The sequence below is a fragment of the Cellulomonas sp. RIT-PI-Y genome, from assembly GCF_025642745.1.
GTDB lineage: Bacteria > Actinomycetota > Actinomycetes > Actinomycetales > Cellulomonadaceae > Cellulomonas.
The window spans coordinates 28,639-46,830 of record NZ_JANZKP010000007.1; the positions used below are offsets into that span (position 1 = coordinate 28,639).

Annotated in this window: 23 protein-coding genes; 9 read left to right on the forward strand and 14 right to left on the reverse strand. The window is 70.0% G+C overall.

The window, feature by feature from the left end:
* The first annotated feature begins 8 nt into the window (after positions 1-8).
* Together OGL89_RS04015 and OGL89_RS04020 are read left to right on the forward strand one after the other, a co-directional pair.
* Complete coding sequence (locus OGL89_RS04015) at positions 9-998, forward strand: Gfo/Idh/MocA family oxidoreductase (RefSeq protein WP_263118582.1); 990 nt, start codon at positions 9-11, stop codon at positions 996-998.
* A 76-nt stretch (positions 999-1,074) separates the two neighbouring features.
* Positions 1,075-1,893, forward strand: coding sequence for an arginase family protein (locus tag OGL89_RS04020; protein ID WP_263118583.1), 819 nt, complete (start codon positions 1,075-1,077; stop codon positions 1,891-1,893).
* 31 nt (positions 1,894-1,924) lie between these two features.
* Here OGL89_RS04020 and OGL89_RS04025 read toward each other — a convergent pair whose 3' ends face one another.
* Entirely contained in the window at positions 1,925-2,491 is a 567-nt protein-coding gene (locus OGL89_RS04025) for a dihydrofolate reductase family protein (protein WP_263118584.1), read from the reverse strand.
* A 103-nt stretch (positions 2,492-2,594) separates the two neighbouring features.
* Here OGL89_RS04025 and OGL89_RS04030 point away from each other — a divergent pair, with 103 nt between their 5' ends.
* From OGL89_RS04030 to OGL89_RS04040, 3 genes are read left to right on the forward strand one after another with little or no spacing between them, the layout of a single operon-like run.
* Positions 2,595-3,026 (forward strand): helix-turn-helix transcriptional regulator, encoded by a 432-nt coding sequence (locus OGL89_RS04030; protein ID WP_263118585.1) that lies wholly within the window; start codon positions 2,595-2,597, stop codon positions 3,024-3,026.
* Positions 3,027-3,036: 10 nt separating this feature from the next.
* Positions 3,037-3,441 (forward strand): VOC family protein, encoded by a 405-nt coding sequence (locus tag OGL89_RS04035; RefSeq protein ID WP_263118586.1) that lies wholly within the window; start codon positions 3,037-3,039, stop codon positions 3,439-3,441.
* On the forward strand, positions 3,438-4,316 hold the full coding sequence (locus OGL89_RS04040) for a serine hydrolase (protein ID WP_263118587.1): 879 nt from the start codon (positions 3,438-3,440) through the stop codon (positions 4,314-4,316). Before OGL89_RS04035 ends, OGL89_RS04040 begins: the two co-directional genes overlap by 4 nt.
* A 21-nt stretch (positions 4,317-4,337) precedes the next feature.
* On the opposite strand, the gene OGL89_RS04045 is transcribed toward OGL89_RS04040, so the two are convergent.
* Positions 4,338-4,706: a VOC family protein gene (locus tag OGL89_RS04045; protein WP_263118588.1), complete on the reverse strand. Its 369-nt coding sequence runs from the start codon at positions 4,704-4,706 to the stop codon at positions 4,338-4,340.
* A gap of 60 nt (positions 4,707-4,766) precedes the next feature.
* Between OGL89_RS04045 and OGL89_RS04050 the strand changes: the two genes are divergently transcribed.
* Positions 4,767-5,228, forward strand: a complete 462-nt coding sequence (locus tag OGL89_RS04050) for a MarR family transcriptional regulator (RefSeq protein WP_263118589.1) — start codon at positions 4,767-4,769, stop codon at positions 5,226-5,228.
* 220 nt (positions 5,229-5,448) lie between these two features.
* Here OGL89_RS04050 and ssb read toward each other — a convergent pair whose 3' ends face one another.
* Positions 5,449-5,889, reverse strand: a complete 441-nt coding sequence (gene ssb, locus OGL89_RS04055) for a single-stranded DNA-binding protein (protein ID WP_263118590.1) — start codon at positions 5,887-5,889, stop codon at positions 5,449-5,451.
* 106 nt (positions 5,890-5,995) lie between these two features.
* Here ssb and OGL89_RS04060 point away from each other — a divergent pair, with 106 nt between their 5' ends.
* Positions 5,996-6,418 carry a hypothetical protein gene (locus OGL89_RS04060; RefSeq protein ID WP_263118591.1) on the forward strand — a complete coding sequence of 141 codons (423 nt, stop codon included), beginning with the start codon at positions 5,996-5,998 and terminating at the stop codon, positions 6,416-6,418.
* Between the two features lie 415 nt (positions 6,419-6,833).
* Here OGL89_RS04060 and OGL89_RS04065 read toward each other — a convergent pair whose 3' ends face one another.
* From OGL89_RS04065 to OGL89_RS04105, 9 genes are all read right to left on the reverse strand, one after another.
* Entirely contained in the window at positions 6,834-7,079 is a 246-nt protein-coding gene (locus OGL89_RS04065; RefSeq protein ID WP_263118592.1) for a hypothetical protein, read from the reverse strand.
* A gap of 55 nt (positions 7,080-7,134) precedes the next feature.
* A complete protein-coding gene (locus OGL89_RS04070) occupies positions 7,135-7,851 on the reverse strand; it encodes a replication initiator (RefSeq protein WP_263118593.1) in 717 nt (238 codons plus the stop codon).
* 369 nt (positions 7,852-8,220) lie between these two features.
* Positions 8,221-9,282: a hypothetical protein gene (locus OGL89_RS04075; RefSeq protein WP_263118594.1), complete on the reverse strand. Its 1,062-nt coding sequence runs from the start codon at positions 9,280-9,282 to the stop codon at positions 8,221-8,223.
* Positions 9,279-9,443 carry a hypothetical protein gene (locus OGL89_RS04080; protein WP_263118595.1) on the reverse strand — a complete coding sequence of 55 codons (165 nt, stop codon included), beginning with the start codon at positions 9,441-9,443 and terminating at the stop codon, positions 9,279-9,281. The genes OGL89_RS04075 and OGL89_RS04080 overlap by 4 nt, the downstream gene beginning before the upstream one ends.
* Before the next feature lie 7 nt (positions 9,444-9,450).
* Positions 9,451-9,693 carry a hypothetical protein gene (locus OGL89_RS04085; RefSeq protein WP_263118596.1) on the reverse strand — a complete coding sequence of 81 codons (243 nt, stop codon included), beginning with the start codon at positions 9,691-9,693 and terminating at the stop codon, positions 9,451-9,453.
* 85 nt (positions 9,694-9,778) lie between these two features.
* On the reverse strand, positions 9,779-11,731 hold the full coding sequence (locus OGL89_RS04090; RefSeq protein ID WP_263118597.1) for a hypothetical protein: 1,953 nt from the start codon (positions 11,729-11,731) through the stop codon (positions 9,779-9,781).
* Positions 11,732-11,811: 80 nt separating this feature from the next.
* Entirely contained in the window at positions 11,812-12,012 is a 201-nt protein-coding gene (locus tag OGL89_RS04095) for a hypothetical protein (RefSeq protein WP_263118598.1), read from the reverse strand.
* Between the two features lie 813 nt (positions 12,013-12,825).
* Positions 12,826-13,020 carry a hypothetical protein gene (locus OGL89_RS04100; RefSeq protein ID WP_263118599.1) on the reverse strand — a complete coding sequence of 65 codons (195 nt, stop codon included), beginning with the start codon at positions 13,018-13,020 and terminating at the stop codon, positions 12,826-12,828.
* Positions 13,013-13,165, reverse strand: coding sequence for a hypothetical protein (locus tag OGL89_RS04105; protein ID WP_263118600.1), 153 nt, complete (start codon positions 13,163-13,165; stop codon positions 13,013-13,015). Before OGL89_RS04105 ends, OGL89_RS04100 begins: the two co-directional genes overlap by 8 nt.
* Positions 13,166-13,601: 436 nt before the next feature.
* Here OGL89_RS04105 and OGL89_RS04110 point away from each other — a divergent pair, with 436 nt between their 5' ends.
* Positions 13,602-14,027, forward strand: a complete 426-nt coding sequence (locus tag OGL89_RS04110; protein ID WP_263118601.1) for an NUDIX domain-containing protein — start codon at positions 13,602-13,604, stop codon at positions 14,025-14,027.
* 328 nt (positions 14,028-14,355) lie between these two features.
* On the opposite strand, the gene OGL89_RS04115 is transcribed toward OGL89_RS04110, so the two are convergent.
* Positions 14,356-15,039 (reverse strand): TetR/AcrR family transcriptional regulator, encoded by a 684-nt coding sequence (locus OGL89_RS04115; RefSeq protein WP_263118602.1) that lies wholly within the window; start codon positions 15,037-15,039, stop codon positions 14,356-14,358.
* 127 nt (positions 15,040-15,166) lie between these two features.
* Between OGL89_RS04115 and OGL89_RS04120 the strand changes: the two genes are divergently transcribed.
* Positions 15,167-16,582 (forward strand): MFS transporter, encoded by a 1,416-nt coding sequence (locus tag OGL89_RS04120; protein WP_263118603.1) that lies wholly within the window; start codon positions 15,167-15,169, stop codon positions 16,580-16,582.
* A 600-nt stretch (positions 16,583-17,182) separates the two neighbouring features.
* Here OGL89_RS04120 and OGL89_RS04125 read toward each other — a convergent pair.
* Positions 17,183-18,079, reverse strand: coding sequence for an oxidoreductase (locus OGL89_RS04125; protein ID WP_263118604.1), 897 nt, complete (start codon positions 18,077-18,079; stop codon positions 17,183-17,185).
* Positions 18,080-18,192 lie beyond the last annotated feature (113 nt).

An 18,192-nucleotide genomic window follows, 5' to 3' on the forward strand; every position in this document is an offset into this window, starting at 1 on the left:
ATGGGTCGATGACCAGCATGCGGTGGGCCGTCCTCGGCACCGGCCAGATCGCCCGGACCTTCCACGCCGCGCTCGACGGGGTGCCCGGCATGCACGTCCAGGCGGTCGCGAGCTCCGACCCGGGACGCGCCAGGTCGTTCGCCGATCAGCACGGCATCTCCGAGGCCGGGCACTACGACGACGTGCTCGGGGCCGTGGATGCGGTGTACGTGGCCACCGTGCACACCACGCACGCCGACCTCGCCGTGCGCGCGCTGCGAGCCGGGCGACCGGTGCTGGTCGAGAAGCCGCTGGCCCTCGACGCCGCGTCCACCGACCGGGTGCTCGCAGCGGCCGAGTCCGCCGGCCTGCCGGTCGTCGAGGCGTACAAGTACCGGTTCACCCCGTTCGCCGAGGCCCTGCACGCGGCGATCCGGTCCGGCGGGATCGGGGCGGTGCGCGGCCTGCGAGCCGGCTTCGGCTTCACCGCACCGACCCGCACCGGCCGGCTCTTCGACCCCGCCCTCGCCGGTGGCGCGGTCTACGACGTCGGTGGCTACCCGGCCTCGCTGGCGGTCGCCGTCGCGCGGTGGTCCGGCGTGCCGCTCGACGCGCTGCGGGTCGCCGAGGCCGACGGGTCCCTGGTCCGGCGCACCGGCCTCGACAAGCGGACCACCGCCACCCTCACCGCCGACGGCTTCACGGCGCGGATCGAGGCGGCCATCACGCGCACGCTGAGCCGGTCCGTCGTGATCGAGGGCGAGGACGGCAGCATCCACGCCGAGGACGGCTGGGGGTCGCGCGGGGTGTCGGCGCGGGCGGTCGAGATCCGGCGCGGATCGCAGGTCGAGCGGGTCGAGGTCCCGGTGGTCGACGCCTTCGCGGCCGAGGCGCAGGCACTGGTCGACCCCGCAGCGGCCGGACGCACCGAGGCCGACGCGATGCCGTGGCAGGACAGCCGGACGACGGCCCGACTGCTCGACGCATGGCGGTCTGCGCTGGGCGGGACGTCGCGATGACCTCCGGGCCCGCGAGCCGTCGACCGCGGGGGTAGCGTCGGGCCCGGCCGACCCGTCCCCGATCGGAGCGCCCGCGATGCCACTGCACCATCGTCCCGCCGTCCTGCACTTCGCCGGGAGGGCGGGGGACCGGAACGGCGGGGCGTCCCTCGCCGGCGCCCGGCTCGCCGCGGCGTGGGGTCCGGAGGTCACCACCGTCGGGACCCCGGGTCCGGCGCTCGGGCGCGGTTGGGCCGACGAGCTCGTCGCCGCGACGCCGGAGCTCCGGCTGCTGGCGGAACGACTGGGCGAGACGCTGAGCGCCGGACGGACACCGCTGATCGCGCTGAGCCGGTGCGCCGCGGCGCTCGCCACGCTGCCGGTCCTGGCCGATCGGTATCCCGGGGCGGCGATCGTCTGGTTCGACGCCCACGGCGATCTGCACACGCCGGACACCACCGGCAGCGGGTACCTGGGCGGCCTGACACTCGCCGGTGCGTTCGGCTGGTGGGACTCCGGGCTCGGCGCGGGCGTCGACCCGGCCGACGTGATCCTGGTCGGTGCCCGTGACCTGGATCCGGCGGAGCAGGACCTGATCGAGGCCGGGGTGATCACGCGTCTCCCGGTCTCGGCGTCCCTGGCGGCCGACCTCGGGGCCCGGGTCGCGGGCCGCCCGGTGGTGGTGCACGTCGACTGCGACGTGCTGGAGCCCGGGTCCGTGCCGGTGGAGCTCCCGGTGCCGGCCGGCCTGAGCCTGGACCAGCTGCACGACTGCGCGGTCGTCCTGGCGGCGGGTGACGTGGTGGCGGTGCAGGTGGCCGAACTCGAGTTGCAGGACCCGTCGGACGACGACGCCGACGCTGCGGTCCGGCGCCTGACCACGGCGTTGGCGCCACTGCTGGGGAACCCGGGATGAGCCGACGGTCGCCCGCCGTGCTCGGGCGACCTCAGCCCCGCCGCACCCCGTAGCGCAACCAGAGCGTCCCGTTGCCGAACCGGCGCTCGTCGAGCAGCTCCAGGTCCAGCCGCAGGTCCGCCGGCAGGAACCGTAGTCCGCCGCCCACCGACACCGGCGCCAGGTAGGACTGCACCTCGTCCACGATCCCGGCGCGCAGCGCATGGCCGGCCAGCGTCGGACCGTCGATCGTCACGTCGTGGTCGAGGCCGTCCACCCAGGCGCGCACCGCGACCGGGTCGAAGGATCGTTCCAGCCGGGTCCGCGCACTGCTGACCTGCTCCAGGGTCGTCGAGTAGACGACCTTGTCGGCCGCCTGCCACACCGCGGCGTAGGTGCGCACGAACTCCGGGGCGTCCGGCAGGTCGAGTGCCGTCTCCCAGAACGTCATCGTCTGGTACATCCGGCGCCCGTACAGATAGGTGCCGACCGTCCGGGTCTGCTCGGAAACGAAGTCGTGCAGCGCCGGATCGAGCGCGCCGCCCCAGTCGCTGCTGCCGGAGGTGTCCGACGCGTAGCCGTCGAGCGAGCTGAACATCGAATACACCAGGCGCCCCATCCGGTCACGCTAGAGCGACCGGGCGCGCTCGTCGAGGGCTGGGCCGGCGCACGTCCCGCTCCGGCGAGCGCCGGAAGTCCTCCTCCGCTGGCAGGATGAGCGCATGACCGGACCGGTGGATCGCCGCGACCTCGTCACCATCCGGCGGGTGCGCGACCGGATCGACCGGGAGTATGCGCAGCCGCTCGACGTCGAGGACCTGGCCCGTGGCGTGCACCTGTCCGCCGGACACCTGAGCCGCGAGTTCCGCCGGGTCTACGGTGAGTCGCCCTACGCCTACCTGATGACCCGACGGATCGAGCGTGCGATGACCCTGCTCCGCCGCGGCGACCTCTCGGTGACCGACATCTGCTTCGCCGTGGGCTTCAGCTCGCTGGGCACGTTCAGCTCCCGGTTCTCCGAGCTGGTCGGGGTGTCGCCCAGCGCCTACCGGGCCGACCCGTCCCGGTCGGTGGCCGGGATCCCTCCCTGCCTCGCCCGGCAGGTCACCAGACCGGTCAGGAATCGAGAAGCCACCGCCGGGACACGCGCCTAGCGTGATCGTCATGGACATCGACATTCATCACGCGTTCCTCCCGCACACCGGCGCCGAGGCAGCTCTCGGCTTCTACCGTGACCTGCTCGGCTTCGAGCTCCGGCAGGACGTCGGCTACCAGGACATGCGGTGGCTCACGGTCGCCCCGGCCGGTGGCTCCACCTCGATCGTGCTGCACCCGCCGGCCGTCGACCCGGGCATCACCGACACTGAGCGGCAGACCATCCTCGATCTGATCGCCAAGGGCGCCTACGGTGCGATCACCCTGTCCACCGACGACCTCGAAGCCCTGTTCGACCGGGTCCAGGCCGGTGGCGCCGACATCGTCCAGGAGCCCACCGACCAGGACTACGGCGTGCGGGACTGCGCGTTCCGCGACCCCGCCGGCAACCTGATCCGGGTCAACCAGCGGTGACGGCCGGCGTCGTCCTCGATCGCCTCGTCCGTGCCGTCGACGCCGAACGCCTGGGCGCCTACGGCGTGCACGTGCTGATCGGCGACGACGAGGCCGAGCACCGGTGGCGCAGTGATGACCGGGTCAACGTGTACTCGGCGTCCAAGGGCGTCAGCGCGCTGGCCGCGGGGATCGCGATCGACGCCGGGTTGCTGACCCTGGACTCCGCCGTGGGGGAGTCGCTGCCGGGCCTGCGCCTCGGTGACGGCGTGCCGGAGGTGACCCTGCGACACCTGCTCACCATGACCAGCGGCATCGACTTCGCCTGGTTCGGGCACGAGGAGGTGCCGTGGCCGGATCTCGCCCAGGAGATGCTCGGCCGGCCGACGCGTGGACCGGGGGAGGTGTTCCAGTACTCCGACGCCAGCACCTACGTCGCCCTGCGGATGATCGGCGCGGCGGTCGGCGACGTGCGCGACTGGCTGATGCCCCGACTGTTCGACCCGCTCGGCATCCACAACCCGCAGTGGCACCGCTGTCCGCAGGGCTGGATCGTCGGCGGCACCGGCCTGGAGCTGCGCACCGAGGAACTCGCCCGGATCGGGCGGGTGCTGCGTGATCGCGGACTCTGGCACGGTGACCGCATCGTCGATGCCGGATGGGTCGACCGGATGCACAGCGACTGGGTGACGACCGGCTGGGACGGCGATCTCGCGCGCTACGGCATCGCCGCGTGGGGCGGCCCCGGCGACGGCTGGCGACTCGACGGGCTCTACGGCCAGTACGTGTACGTCGACCGGGCACGGGACGCCGTGGTCACGATCACCGCCCACGAGGAGACCCGCGACCACCGGCTCGTCGAGCTCGCCGCGGAGGCGCTGACCGCCCCGGAGTGACCCCGACCAGCGGTCGGGCGGTCAGCCGCGATCGTGCAGCGTGATCCGGTAGCCGTCGGGATCGGCGAAGGTGAACGTCCGCCCGAAGGGTCCGTCGACGGGGGCGGCGACGATCGTGTGGCCGTCCGCCACCAGGGCGTCGTGGATCGCCTGCACCTCGGTCGCGTGCAACCAGATCGCGGTGCCGATCCCCGGCTGCGGCGCGGCGTCCAGATCGGTGCCCGGCACCAGGTCGCGCAGCGCGAAGGCGATCGGCGAGGTCTGGAACACCACGGCGTGCGGCGGGCCGGCAGGGGAGCGGACCAGGCCGAGATACCTCTCGTAGAACGTCTGGGACGCGTCGAGGTCACGGGTCTGCAACGAGACGAAATCGGGTCCGGTGACGGGCATGGTGCTCCTCCTGAGATTCGTGTCAGCTTCCTGACACACAACCTATGTCAGGATATTGACATGAGTCAAGACGGCATCGACCTCAGGACCTCGCTGGGTTACCTGCTCAAGGAGGCGTCCAGCGCGCTGCGCGCCGCCATGGAGGACGCGCTGCGGCCGCTCGGGATGACCGTGACGCATTATTCCTGCCTCGAACTGCTGGCCCAGCGACCCGGCCTGTCGGCGTCCGACCTGGCGCGCGGCACCTTCGTGACCCGGCAGTCGATGAACGTGCTGCTGCAGACGCTGGAACGCGACGGCTACGTGCTGCGCGACACCGACGCCGCGGTCGGCAAGACGCTGCCGACGCGCCTGACGCCGTACGGGCAGGACGAGCTGGCGAAGGCCACGGTGGCCGTGCGGTCCGTCGAGGTCCGGATGTTGAGCGGGATGACCGAGACACAGCAAGACGAGGTGTTCCGGGGGTTGCGGAGCATGGTGTGGGCGCTGCGGCACGGTCCGGAAGCTTCTGTCGGCGACTAGGGGCGTCACGCTGGTGGTGTGGCGCGGTCGCACTGGTGGACTACGTGCCGATAATGGACGTTGGCCCGCGAGTCGCTCTTGCACTTGCCCGTTTCCGGTCCCATGATGGTCATCAGGTGGCCTCCACTTCCTGTCTAGGTGGTGGTCGCTAGACGCCCCCGGTAGCCGTTGGCGCGGCCCGGGGGCGCAGCTCTATCTGCGCCGCGTAACTTCTGAACTGTCAGAACGGCGGAGCGTCCGGCGAGGCCGGAGCAGCGTGCGCGGCGACCGACGCCGACGCGGGGGAGTCGCCGGGCTCAGAGCGGAGCACCTTAGCGATGCGGAGCTGAGCGGATCGGGTGGACGCCGCGATCTCGCTGGCGGTCACCTCGACCCGGGACCGCTTGTCACCCTCCGGCGTCTCCCAGTTCGCCGTCCGCGTGCGACCCAGCACGATCACACGCGTGCCCTTGACGATGTTCGACTGAATAACATTCTCCGTCGAATCGCCCCAGAGCGTCACCGGCCAGAACGTGGCGTCATCCTCGACCCACTCGCCGGAATTGCGGTCCCGGTGGCCCTGGTTTTCTGCGACGGTCAGCCGAACGAAACGGCGACCGGAGGGCGTGACGCCCATTTCCGGGGCAGCTACCACATTGCCCACAACGGTGATCGCACTCATTGCGAAAGTCCCTGTCTATGGTGAATCGGCGTTGGCGCGCCGACGAACACGAGAACCATCTACCGCGAACGACACGCGTGTCAACGTGCGACACTACGCCGAACGGGTGAACTATCGAACAGATGTCCGATTTGACCGAGCGAAGTTCCTGCCGATGATGAAGGACATGAGCGCTGCCGCACCACGACGATCCCCGCACCACGGACTCACCGGGTCAGAAGTCCTAGAACTACAAGACGCCGAATCGACGCCCGAGCGACTGGCAATGACGCCCCTCGACCGATTCCGCGACGTGGCAGCCGAATACGCACACCGCACCGTGAACCTCCTCATCACCAACGACCTCATGGGCGCACTCCGCGCCGCGCAGATCGCCACCGCCGCCCTCAACTCCGCCCAGGCCGAAGAGGACTACCGCGAACGCGCCCGCCAGATGCGCGAGCAGTGGGCACGCGAAGGCGTATTCGTCCCGAAGGGACGCCGCCGCGCGATCACCCCACCGACACCGATCACCTCCGGCAGGAGATGAGCAGGTCAGCGCCTCCTACGCGCTGTGTGGAGCGCGTCGTTCTGAGTCAAGACGCGCTCCGCGCGAACGACCCGCCCGGCCACCGGAGCGATCATCGGACAGCCGACGCGCACCCGGATTGGACGACGAGGCCGGGGACGACCGGTGGGCGACGCCCACTACTGCGAGTCGCTCGCAGTAAGCGGCCGCAGCAGCCCGAAACCACCGTGCCTATTGCGTCGCCGTGACCGAAGCCGTTCGCGCGCGATTACAGCGGCCGGGGGCGCACACGCAGGGCGAGCGCCCCTTTGTGCGAATCGTCAAGACCCCGGGCGCTACCGATACGTCGCACGTGCCTGACCTGCACAAACAGGTCCGAGTTCCGCCGGCCGGCGCCGCGGCGCTCCCGCGTCGGCTTGTGGGAATCGGCAACCGGCTACACGCCGGCCATCACCTGAGAGAACTGCACCGCGAAGCCGATGACCCAGAGCGCCAGCACGATCCCGCCCGCGATGTTCGCGCGCAGAACGACGCGCTTCAGCTTCTTCACCTCCGCACGGGCCGCGCCCAGCTCCGAGGTCAGGAACGCGATGTGCTGATCACGCGGGTCGGGTACCTGCACCGGAGCACCGCCGTAAGAGCCGAACCGAGGATCGGGCGTGTAGCCCCCGTCGAACGCCATGCCAGAGCCATCGGCAACGTCGCGCGAGTACTTGACCGCACTTCGCCCGGACGGACTAGCAGTCGGGCCGGTCCGGCACCGACGCTCGACCCCAGCCCTCGACCGCCGAGCGCACCGCCGCCCAGCCCTCACCCTCGCGCATGCCCCAGATCGGCAGCGCCGCGACGACCAGCGTCCAGTGCTGCTGAGCGGCGAGCACGTCGCGCATGCGGTCGCCCCACGTCCAGGACGCGGCCCAAGTGCGGAACGTCGGCATCGACACCAGCGCGCGAGCAGCGGGGGAGACCAGTTCACCGGTCCGCGTATCGATCACCGAGCGCTCAGCGACCTGCCGCCCGGTTTCGTCGACGAACGGCACCCGCACCACCTTGTGCGCACGCAGCTTCGGCCGGACCCATCGTTCAGCCGACCAGGGCACGACCTTGCGGTCGTTGGACGACTTCGCGACGTACTTCGCGACGTACGTCGCGTGCCCGGGCTGCACCGCCTGGACGTCCACCGAGTGCCCGAACCCGTGCCGGATCGCCAGACGGCGGAAGTCGTGCACGGTGATCGCCAGCGGCGCGCCGTCCCGGCGACGCATCAGCACGTGGAAGTGCAGCGCACCACGGCGCTGGACCTCCACCGCGCGGAAGTAGACCAAACCCTGACGGCGATGCCGCTTGCCAGCGGCGTCGTAGGTCACCTGATCCGCGCCCACGAACCGCGACAACTCTTGCAGGAACCGGGACCACCGCCGCGACGCGTCCGCGTTCCACTTCCCGAGGTCCACACCGCCCTCCGGCGTGCACCGGCACCGATTGCCCCACTGGTCATGGTGAACCGCCCGACCGGGTGAAGTCAGGGTGACGAACAGCCCGTCACGTCCTAGCCGCAACCCTGACCCGGCCACACGGGCCACACGCTGGCGGTACTTCGCCGCACACGGCCCGCACCGGTCCGAGCGGGACGTGCCGCACGCAATCCGCCGCTCCTCGCCGCAGACCCCGCAAACGAGCCGCAGCGGAGCCTCGCAGCCCGGCCCGGACGGCCCGTCCCACAGCCCGACAACATGCCACTCATGAGCACACGACACACCCAGCCCCTTGCCTGTCTACGGCGTTGGCGCGCCGTCTGATCTGATCCGCTGAGCGGGGAACTTCTACGCGGTCGCGGCTCCGTCGCCGTCGACCGGGTGCAGCTCGAACCTGCGCCGACGCCCGCCCGTGGCCGTGATCGTCTCCACCACGCCAGGCGGCAGCCGGTCCGGGTCGGGCGGGCAGGTGCACGACGGCGCGGACCGACGCCCGCCGCACGACAGGCACATGCCGCCCTCCGCAGCCGCGCCGAGCTGAGTCACCGCCGCCGCCGTGTCGTAGACCTGCTGCGCGATGTGCCCAGGACGCCAGAACGTCTGCCGGGCCACCGGCACCAGGCGCTCACGACGACCGACCGTGAACCGGTCGAACTCCGACGCGTCGAACATCGTCCAGCGGAACAACCGAGCCTGAGCCCACACGCCCCGCTTCTCCACCGCGAACCGGCCCCGGCACAGCACCACACCACGGGTCACCGACCGGATACGCACATCCGCGTTGCCGTAGTCGGGCGTCGTCCAGAGCAGCCGCGCGTCCCGCCGCCTGAGCTGCTGCACCAGGTTTTCCACCTGGACCGGGAGCGACATGGATGACCGCGACGACGCGACACCGGTCACCTCGTCCATCAGCACGTCCGTGTGCTCGACCGCGAGCAACTGCACGAACGACCGCAGCCGGTCGTAGTACGGGCTGACCCGCAACGGGTCATCCACATCACGCAGCTCGACCGTCGACAGCACGCGCCGCCAGCCCGTGACGATGCCGCCGTCAGCGAGCTCGGTCACGACCCGCCCCTGCTCGGCCGTCTCCCACTGCGTAGGGCAGTCGCAGACCGCCGTGGGCTCGGTCGACAGCAGACGCCGGGCCGCGCAGTCCGTCCCGTGAGTGTGCAGGTGGTCCGGGTTCGCGCAGTCCCACCGCTGGCCCGCCAGGGTCGGGAGGACCGCGTACACCGCAGCGAGCGTCTTCCCTCCGCCGTTCCCGCCGACGAACGCGCAGATCGGTGTCCCAGCGATGACCGCGATGGCGTCGAGCGACTTGCGGCCGTCCACCCCAGCACGCCACACCCGCCAGCGATCCCGCCACCCGGTCGGCCGCTCGCACGGGAAGTCCGGCAGCTCCTTCACAGCAGCTCACCCGTCTCCGGGTCCCGCAGCCGAGACGGCAGCACCGCCGCGACCTCCACCACCGGGCCTGAGGCGGACTCACGCCGCCGCCGCCGCTTCACCACGGCCCGGGCAACACCGAGCGCGAACCCCACAGCGACCATCACCACGATGAACACCACGAACCTCCTACGGGTAGATCAGATTCCAGACGGTGAGGATCAGCCGGACCACCACGAACGCCACGACCGCGCTGAGCAGGCCGAGCATCACGACGACCGGACCCATGACCGGGATCAGCGAGTCGAACTGCCGCACCGCCGTCCACAGGCCATCGACAGGCCCCAACGACAAGGGCTCACCGGTCGGGAGCATGTCGACCACCCACTGCACGACTGCCAGGAGCGGAGCGAGGATCGCATCGGTCACCATGCGGGCCTCCTGATGGGGTAGGGGGTGGCCGCGCGGCGGCGCGCACCTGCGGTGCGTGCCACCACCCGACGCACCTCCTGCCCGCTCACGCGGTCCCCGTGGAGCCCGGGGCGTACGTCTTCCACGCCCACCACGCGAACGGCGCGAGGGTCATGACCCACATCGCGATGCTGAACAGAGGCCGGTAGTCACGCAGGAGCCGCGACACCGGGTCCGACCAGGTGCACGAGTCCAGCAACGGCTGGTCGTGCCCGATCACGAACGTCAACGGGAGGCTCAGCTGCAAGCACAGCGAGCCGCCCTGCGGGGGCGTCAGAACCCCAACGATCGACCCGAGCTGAGGCAGCGGCGTCTTGGTCTGCAACGTCGTCGTGATCTGCGTGATCTTGGCCTGCGTCTTAACCGGCACGAATGCCTCCTGCAACGCACACACGCTCGCCTTGTAGTAGTACCAGGGGTTGAATGCGGAGGTCCAGGAGAACGGGGGAGGGCAGCTATTGCTCTGCGTTCCCCCTCCGGGCTGCGGACTAGTGCCGGTGCCGGGGGTGGTGTCGATCTTGCCGTCAGGGTCCGCGTAGTCGATGGCCTCGCCTGCGCCGTTCGTCACACCCGGGTCGAAGGTCGGCCGGTACACGTTGCACTCCGCGAGGTCGACCACAGCGCCGCCGTAGGTGCACCGGTAGGTCTCGGTCTTGGCCGGATCGTTGAACCAGTCCGTGCAGAGCGTCGGATTGTCGAAGCACGAGTACCGGGCACCGGTTACTGCGTCGAGCCGTTCCAGCAGCAGCGTGCAGCCACCGCCGACGCACTGCGGGTACTGCGTGACGAAGTCCGTGAGCTGCTGATCGGCTTCCCAGGTGTAGATCGTCTCCCCGGCCGTCAGACCCTCCGTGATCTGCTCGACCAGCACCGACGTAACGACCGCCGACGCGTCGCACTGCGCCTGCGGGATCGCGGGCCACTGTTCATCGGCTTCGGTGAACGCGGCCGAGCGGGTGACCCCGCCCGGCGTCCCGGTCGAGCACTTCCAGGTGGTCTGCCACCATCGCTGCGGGTTCGCGAGCGTCCCGGGTGTGTAGCTCGGGTGCCCCTCTGGGACCCAGCGCATCGTGCCGACCGGAGTCTGAGTCCAGGTGGAGCTGGACGAAACGAGCCACTGAACACCGGCGAACACCCAGTCCGACCGGTACGAATTGCTAGGCGCGTCGATAGTCGCTGACGCGACGCCGCTGGCCCCACAGCTCGCCGGAGCCGTCGGGTAGAGCACCTTCGCGCTCACCGTGTTCGTCGGGTCCTTCGGGTCCTGAAAGAGCGCCGACAACTGGGGCTGCGGAGCCGCTGTGGTGGTCGAGCTGCCACGGGAGATGCACTGCCCGCTATAGGCCATCTGAACCGCGACCTGCTGCCCCACCGCCTGAGTCCAGGTCGTCGCGTAAGTCATCGACGTGTCGACCCGGTAGCTGATCGTCGCGGACTGCCAGTAGTTGTACGAAAACGTCGTGTTCGCCTGAAACGTCGTGGAGGAGACCCCGCCCTGCCAACCGCCCTGTAGCCCGCTGAAGCCCGCGTTCACCTCGTAGCCGGTCGCAGGACCCAGCGCACAATCCGACGTGGCCAGCGCCGTCCCGAGGTCACACCAGAAGTTCCCCGTAGTCGGCAGGCCCATCGCGGTCGAGACGCCTGTGCCGAGGTCGAGCGCCATGTTGAGCCCGGTCACCGCAGAGAAAGCGAAGTTGCCCGCGCTCATCCCGCCCGCGCCCAGCTTGGACGTGCCGGTCGAACTACCCGACGACGAAGCGACCGTGCCCGCGCCCGTGTTGCTGATGACCCGATTCGGGTTGCTGTTGAACGTGGCGTTCCACTGATTCGGCGTGAGCGTGTTGCTCTGCGTCGTCTGAGCAGGCATGTAACTCAGCGGGGGAGCGGGCACCGTCGTGTACGCCATCGCGGACGGCCCAGACGGATCGAGGACCACCAGGCCCAGACCGACGAGAACGACGGCGACGACAGCGGCAACGCGTCGCAGATGCACCAGCACAGTCCGGGCTCCTTTCGTACGGTAGAAGTCCTGCCGGGTGGCCCCGAGGTCGAGACGGGGCCACCCAGCAGGGGAGTAGGTCAGGAACCGATCTGGTTCGAGGCCTTCTTCGCGGCCTTGTTCGCGATGAAGATCGACCGGATCACCCAGGCCAGGCCCAGGATCACGGCGACGCCGCCGACGATGGCCGGGACCGCGACGTTCAGCTCGCCGCTGGCGGACGAGAACACCGAGTCGACGCCGGAACCGGGCTCGACCGCGGCGGCCAGAAGGTTGAACATGGCATTACCTCTCTGTTGAGTGACGGGGGAGCGGTTGCTCACCCGTGCGCGCCGGACCACTCGCGCACCTTGTACGCGAGGGCCACGGCAGTACCGACCGCGACAGCGACGGCAGTTCCAGTGACCATCTGGCCGAACAACTCGACCCCGGTCAGATCCATCGGGCAGCCCTCCCAGCCGCGTCAGCCGCCCAGACGACGGCGAGCGGAGCCACGAGGAACACACCCACGGCGACGACGAACTCAGCGATCACGACGGCACCACCCACGTCACCGCGTCAGCAGCCGGACGGCGATCACTGCGAGCAGCAGCACCGACACCACGCCCACCGTCGCGAACCCGAGCGCCAGCGCCATCGCGTCCGGGCTCAGCGACACGAAGCACGGCGACTCCTGCGTCCCGCAGACGGCGGCGGGCACGTCGTCCGAAGGCGACTGCGAGGCCTCCGGCGACGGCTCCGGCGACGAAGATTCGACCGGGACCGGTGAGAGCGTGGATTCCGGTTCCGACGACGCCGACGAGTCCGGCGAGACCGAGGCCGACCAGGCCCAGCCCGGCAACGAAGCGGGTCCCCATGTCACGCGTCACCCCCGACACGTGCGACCGCGAACCGGCCAGCGGCCTCGGCCCGGCCACCACCACGGCCGTGCCACAGCTCCCGACCGTGCACCGTGCACGCGGAATCCACGAACAGCGCCGGATCGATGAACCGAACAGCCACAGGGGACAGGCACCCGGTGCGGTAGCAGCGCCCGTCACGAGTCGCCGCCGCCGTCTGCTCCCGATGCTCAGCCAATGCCGACACCCGCGCCGTCACAGGACGCCCCTGAGCACGAGCCGGTAAATGACCGACACACGGGGACTCAGCACCTCATCCAGAGCGTGACCGCCGCCAAGCTCCAGCAGCTCCCGAGCGGCCTCGGCCGTCAGGTTGAACTCACCGGCGATCTGCCGAAGTGTCGCGGCGTCGGACGGCTCCGCGATGACCGTCGATTCGTGCTCACGCATGCTGCACCGCCGCGACTCCGGCGTCGGTCAGCAGGTACGGCACCGGCTCGTCCCACGCACGAGCGACCACGGCGGCGTCCGCCAGACGGACCCGCAGCAGCACGAGCACCGCATCCAGGAACGCCAGGCCGCCAGGCTCGATCACGCACCCGAGCGCCACACCGCGCCCGGACGCCGCGTCGTCGCGGTCCGTCTCGACCGCCGACACGGCCAGCAGAACGGCCCGAACATCGTCGCCGCCCGTGATCGCCTGGAAATTGCCGATCAGCCGGTCGCAATAGGCCCCGGCGTCGAACCAGGAATGCCGATCCGTGCAGTGCCGATAATGGACGTTATGTCAGACTGTCGCCTGCGCGCTGCTTTGATCAGTACCCCTGAGGCACCCAGGTTCGTTGAGCCACCCCTTCTCCATGCGCACGTGAGCGGCTTCGACCAAGGCAGACCATGGGGATCGCCGCCCTGCTGCCTCGACGCCCGGCTGCGGTGGGCCGCGAGCAGGCGCCGGTGCCGTAGCTCTGCCGTGCGGGTGTTTCCCCGATAGGCGCCGACCTTCCGACCTCACGCGTGACACCGTCTCGCGTGTGCAGCATCGCGGCGTCTACGGGATCTGGCTCGACAAAGGCGGCCGGATCCCCTTGATCCGGAAGTCCCGGGGACCGTACACAGGACTGCTCGATCTTCCGGGTGGCACTCCTGAGGTCGGTGAGACTCCGGAGCAGACGCTGCGGCGAGAGCTGATCGAGGAATGCGGAGTGACGGTGGCGCACGTGCCGTCGTGGCACGAGTTCGACCTCGTCGTCGTCCGCGACAGCTCGGGCGACCCGATCGGCTTCCGGCACTCCGGTCTCATCGCAGTCCTCGACGTATCGCAAGCCCCCTCCCCTGTCCATGACGTCGAAGACATCGCGATGGTCGAGCTGCATGGCCCGCGCTGGCTCGCTGCGGCGGAGTGCAGCGCACTGCTCGTCGAAGGTCTTACCCACCTGGGAGTGATGCTCGACGGCTGAAGTCCGACGGCAGTGCCTCCTAGGCGGTCGTTCCGGGCGGATGATGCAACGTCGCTGAAGACCCTCTCACGACGAAGCACGACCAACCCTGATATGCAAGAGGTGCCAGTAATGGTCTGGACGCTGCTCTGATCCGCGGTCGGCCGAGGAACGCGTCGTGCGGCTCCGGTACCTCGCGGGCGATGCCAGCGTCGAACCGATCCTGCATCCAGGAGGTCGGCGCTCCCCAGCCGACGGCCAGGTCCGTGCACAGCGGTGGCCCGCATTGCGGCGAGCACCGCCAACCTTGACTGGACCGGCTGGAGGATGAACGGTGCACGAGCACCGATCAGCCCGGCGGAGTGTCTGACGGGACGGGCGTCGCGAGGATGCCGTTGAGGATCACATTGATTCCCCACTCCGCACGCTCCTCATCGCCTCCGCTCAACAAGAGGTCCCGCATGCCGAGGATGGTCGGGTACACCGCCGGGTCCAGCGTGTCGTAGTACTCGTTGATCCGCTTGAGGTAGCCCGCCTCGACCTCGCCCCGGGCTGCGCGTTCGTCGTTGATGGTCTGCTCGGCGGCGGTCGCGCTCGTCCACACGCCGATGAGGTCCACTGCCCACGCCGCCGTGCGGCGGTCGATCCCGGACTCGAGCAGTGCGCTCAGCAGGTGTTCGGCCAGCCGGCTCACGTTCGTCGATATCGGGATGGCCCCGAGGGCCGCGACCGCGAGGCTTCGGTGACGGGTCAGCGCGGCGACCTGAGACCGGACCAGGGCGGTGACCTTCTCCTGCCAGCTGCCCTCCGTCGGGACGACAACGGCGGCGAGCTCGCTGTCGATCATGGCCGCGAGGAGGTCGTCCCGGTTGTCGACGTAGACGTACAGCGATGCGGCACCGGTGTCGAGCTCGCGCGCGACCCTGCGCATCGTGAGGGCGCTCAGGCCCTCGGAGTCGACGACACGGAGTCCCGCAGCCGCGATCGACTCCCTGCTCAGCGGCGGCTTGGCCGGCCGCCCACGACGGCTCACCGGTTGCGGTTCTCGACTGCGCATGACGCGAGTGTATCGAACGATGTTTGCCACGAACGACGTTCGACCGTATCGTCGACGAACATCGGTCGTGACGAACCGTGTTCGTTCCAGGTCAGGAGCCCTCATGCCCACCATCACTGCCACAACCCCGCGGGTCACCCCGCCGTTGCGGCGCACCCTCATCCTCATGGTCGTGCTCGTGGCCGACATCCTCGACCTCCTGGACGCCACGATCACGAACATCGCCGCCCCATCGATCTCCGCCGGACTCAGTGGCGGCCAGGGCCTGATCCAGTGGGCCGGCGCGAGCTACTCCCTGACGCTCGGAGTGCTCCTCGTCGTGGGTGGCCGGCTAGGTGACCGCTTCGGACGCCGTCGGATGTTCCTCATCGGCCTGATCGGCTTCACGGTGGCATCCGCGGCGTGCGGGCTCGCCTTCGGGCCGATGATGTTCATCGTCAGCCGGCTCCTCCAGGGGACGTTCGGTGCCCTCCTCATCCCCCAGGGGTTCGGGCTGCTGCTCGCGGCCTACTCCAAGGAGGAGGTCGGCAAAGCCTTCAGCGCCTTCGGCCCGGTCATGGGTGTGGCCGCAGTCGGCGGCCCGATCCTCGCCGGGTTCGTCATCCAGGCCGACCTGTTCGGGCTGGGCTGGCGCCCGATGTTCTTGATCAACATCGTCATCGGGCTGCTCACGGTCGCCCTCGCCCTGACAGTCCTCCCGCAGGACGCCGGGGAGCGGTCCGTCGTGATCGATGGCGTCGGCGCCGGTTTGCTCGGTGTCGCGATGCTCGGGCTGCTCGGTGGTCTGATCCAGGGCTCGTCCTCCGGCTGGGGTGCGATGCCGTTCGCGTCCCTGGGCCTCGGAGTGATCGGGGCATTCCTGTTCGTCTGGCGCCAGCGAGTGGCGAAGGCTCCGATCATCACTCCCTCACTGCTGAAGAACCGCGGCTTCGCCTCGGGTCTGCTCATGGGCGTGCTGTACTTCGCCGCTGTCTCGGGCGTGACCTACACGGTTTCCCTGTTCCTCCAAAGCGTGTTGCACTACGACGCCTTCAGGGCCTCGCTGGGGCTCGCGCCGGTCGCTATCGGTCTGATCATCGCGTCGATCGCCGGCGCTGTGGTCATGGCGAGGCTCGGTCGCACGCTGGTGCTGATCGGGCTCCTGCTCACACTGGCCGGAACAGCGTGGCTCGGCGTCCTCGTCCACCTGGCGGGCGCCGGCGTCGGCCTGTGGTCGCTCACCACTCCCCTGGTGGTCATCGGACTCGGCATGGGCGCGTGCTTCGGCACGATCTTCAGCTTCGCCCTCGGAGACGTCGACCCTCACGAGACGGGCAGTGCGAGCGGATCGCTCAACGCCGTGCAGCAACTCTCCAACGCCGGTGGGAGCGCTGCGATCACGACGGTGTTCTTCGCGGGCTCCGGCGCAGCTTCGATCGGCGGCATGTCGGCCAGCGTCGCGGTCGTCGGCGCCATCGTGTTGCTCTGCTGCCTCCTCGTCCCGTTGCTCCCGCGGACGGCTCGGCCTCAGGAGCACTGAATCGTCCCGGGTATCGGCCCGGCGGAGGATGCCGAGCAGGCTCCTCGAGGACGACCGGTGTCGATACCCGGCGACGCCGGTCGAACAGTGACCCGGGCAGGTCGGTGCGGTCCGAGACGAAAACGTCGACCGACGCCGACCCGTACACCACGACCTCGCCCATCAGGGATTCTCTCCTTCGGACGACTCCCGATCGGCCGTTCGATCAACCACGGTATTGGTCCGTCGACGGCATCACAGCGACGGCCGAGGTGGCCCTGCCGTGCTGAGCGGGGTCGGGGGGCCCGGCCCGTCTTGGTGCTGGCGATGAGCGATGAGCTGGCGCTCGGAGCGCGCTCAGCGGTGGGTCGTACCCAGGCGGAGGTGGCGCTCTCCGGGTGGGACGGGTCACGAGAGGCGACAGACTCAGGCGTCTGGTGGTGGCTCCGTTGCGCGACCAGGGCCGGGCGTGCGCGCGAGCGGCCGTGGCGGGTGAGTCCGGCGGACACCAGACCCCGTGGGTCGTGGTCGGACCCGAAAGACGGCTCTCGTGTACGGCCGACGGTGAGACGCATTCAGTGTGCGCCCCTGACCGGGCCGAAAACCCGGATCCGGAGTGTTTCAGCCCGGTCCGTCGCTCGTCGCCGCCAGCAGCGGCACGAGGACGTCGCTGATCGGGGTGGGGATGCCCAGGGCCCGGCCCCGCCGTTGCACGACACCGTTGCGGATGTCCCACTCGAGGGGCCGTCCCTGGTCGCGGTCTGCCAGGATCGACGTCCCTCGGTCGGGCGGGGAGGCGCGGAACGACTCGAGGATCCGCTGCGGCTCGTCGTCGTCCAGCCGGGCTCCGTCGGCCCGGGCGATCACCAGGCACTCGGCGAGGTAGTCGAGCGTGAGGTCGCCGATGTCGTCCCGCGCGAACATGCCCGAGCGCCGGCCGGTCACCGCCATGAGTCCCGCAGCCGCGTTCTGCAGCAGCTTCCGCCAGGCGACGGTCGGGAAATCGTTCGAGATCTCCACCCGGCAGCGGGTCCCCCGCAAGGCATTCTCCACCGTCGCTCCGCCGGGGGTGTCCGGCACCGTGAGACGCGGGTCGGCGAGCAGGCGGACCGCGTCGTCGGCCTCTCGCACCGCCGGGAACCAGACGACGGCCGGCACGACCTCGCCGGCGGGGACGAGCGGAGCGACCTGCTCGCGCTGCTCGACGCCGTTCTGCAGCACGCACACCACGGTGCCCGGTCCGCACAGTGCCGCCAGCCAGTCGCCGGCCGCCGCGGTCTGGGTCGCCTTGACCGCGAGGAAGACCAGATCGGACATCGGCTGCACTCCCCCGGCGTCCGTGGCGACGGGTCCGGGCACAGCCACGGTTCCCCGCTCGGACCGGAGCCGCAGCTCCGCCCGCGCCGATCGTCCGGCGATGAACGGGGTCCGGCCCGCATCGTGCAGCAGGGCTGCCACGGTCGTTCCGATCGCGCCGGGGCCGATGACGGCGATCCGCGGCTCCGGTAGGGGCGTCATGCTGCTGACCCGACCTTCCTGTCCTGGCTGTCGCGAGACCGTCCTGGCTGTCGCGAGGTCGTTGCGCGGGTCAGCGCACCGCCGGGAACGAGTTCGACGGGAGTCGCGCCGGT

Coding starts and splice junctions, on each gene's coding strand:
- OGL89_RS04100 (WP_263118599.1), bottom strand. CDS start 13,020: ATGCGTGAGCACGAATCGACGGTCATCGCGGAGCCGTCCGACGCCGCG.
- OGL89_RS04050 (WP_263118589.1), top strand. CDS start 4,767: ATGAGTCAAGACGGCATCGACCTCAGGACCTCGCTGGGTTACCTGCTC.
- OGL89_RS04095 (WP_263118598.1), bottom strand. CDS start 12,012: ATGTTCAACCTTCTGGCCGCCGCGGTCGAGCCCGGTTCCGGCGTCGAC.
- ssb (WP_263118590.1), bottom strand. CDS start 5,889: ATGAGTGCGATCACCGTTGTGGGCAATGTGGTAGCTGCCCCGGAAATG.
- OGL89_RS04025 (WP_263118584.1), bottom strand. CDS start 2,491: ATGGGGCGCCTGGTGTATTCGATGTTCAGCTCGCTCGACGGCTACGCG.
- OGL89_RS04120 (WP_263118603.1), top strand. CDS start 15,167: ATGCCCACCATCACTGCCACAACCCCGCGGGTCACCCCGCCGTTGCGG.
- OGL89_RS04125 (WP_263118604.1), bottom strand. CDS start 18,079: ATGACGCCCCTACCGGAGCCGCGGATCGCCGTCATCGGCCCCGGCGCG.
- OGL89_RS04085 (WP_263118596.1), bottom strand. CDS start 9,693: ATGGTGACCGATGCGATCCTCGCTCCGCTCCTGGCAGTCGTGCAGTGG.
- OGL89_RS04030 (WP_263118585.1), top strand. CDS start 2,595: ATGACCGGACCGGTGGATCGCCGCGACCTCGTCACCATCCGGCGGGTG.
- OGL89_RS04015 (WP_263118582.1), top strand. CDS start 9: ATGACCAGCATGCGGTGGGCCGTCCTCGGCACCGGCCAGATCGCCCGG.
- OGL89_RS04065 (WP_263118592.1), bottom strand. CDS start 7,079: ATGGCGTTCGACGGGGGCTACACGCCCGATCCTCGGTTCGGCTCTTAC.
- OGL89_RS04020 (WP_263118583.1), top strand. CDS start 1,075: ATGCCACTGCACCATCGTCCCGCCGTCCTGCACTTCGCCGGGAGGGCG.
- OGL89_RS04035 (WP_263118586.1), top strand. CDS start 3,037: ATGGACATCGACATTCATCACGCGTTCCTCCCGCACACCGGCGCCGAG.
- OGL89_RS04045 (WP_263118588.1), bottom strand. CDS start 4,706: ATGCCCGTCACCGGACCCGATTTCGTCTCGTTGCAGACCCGTGACCTC.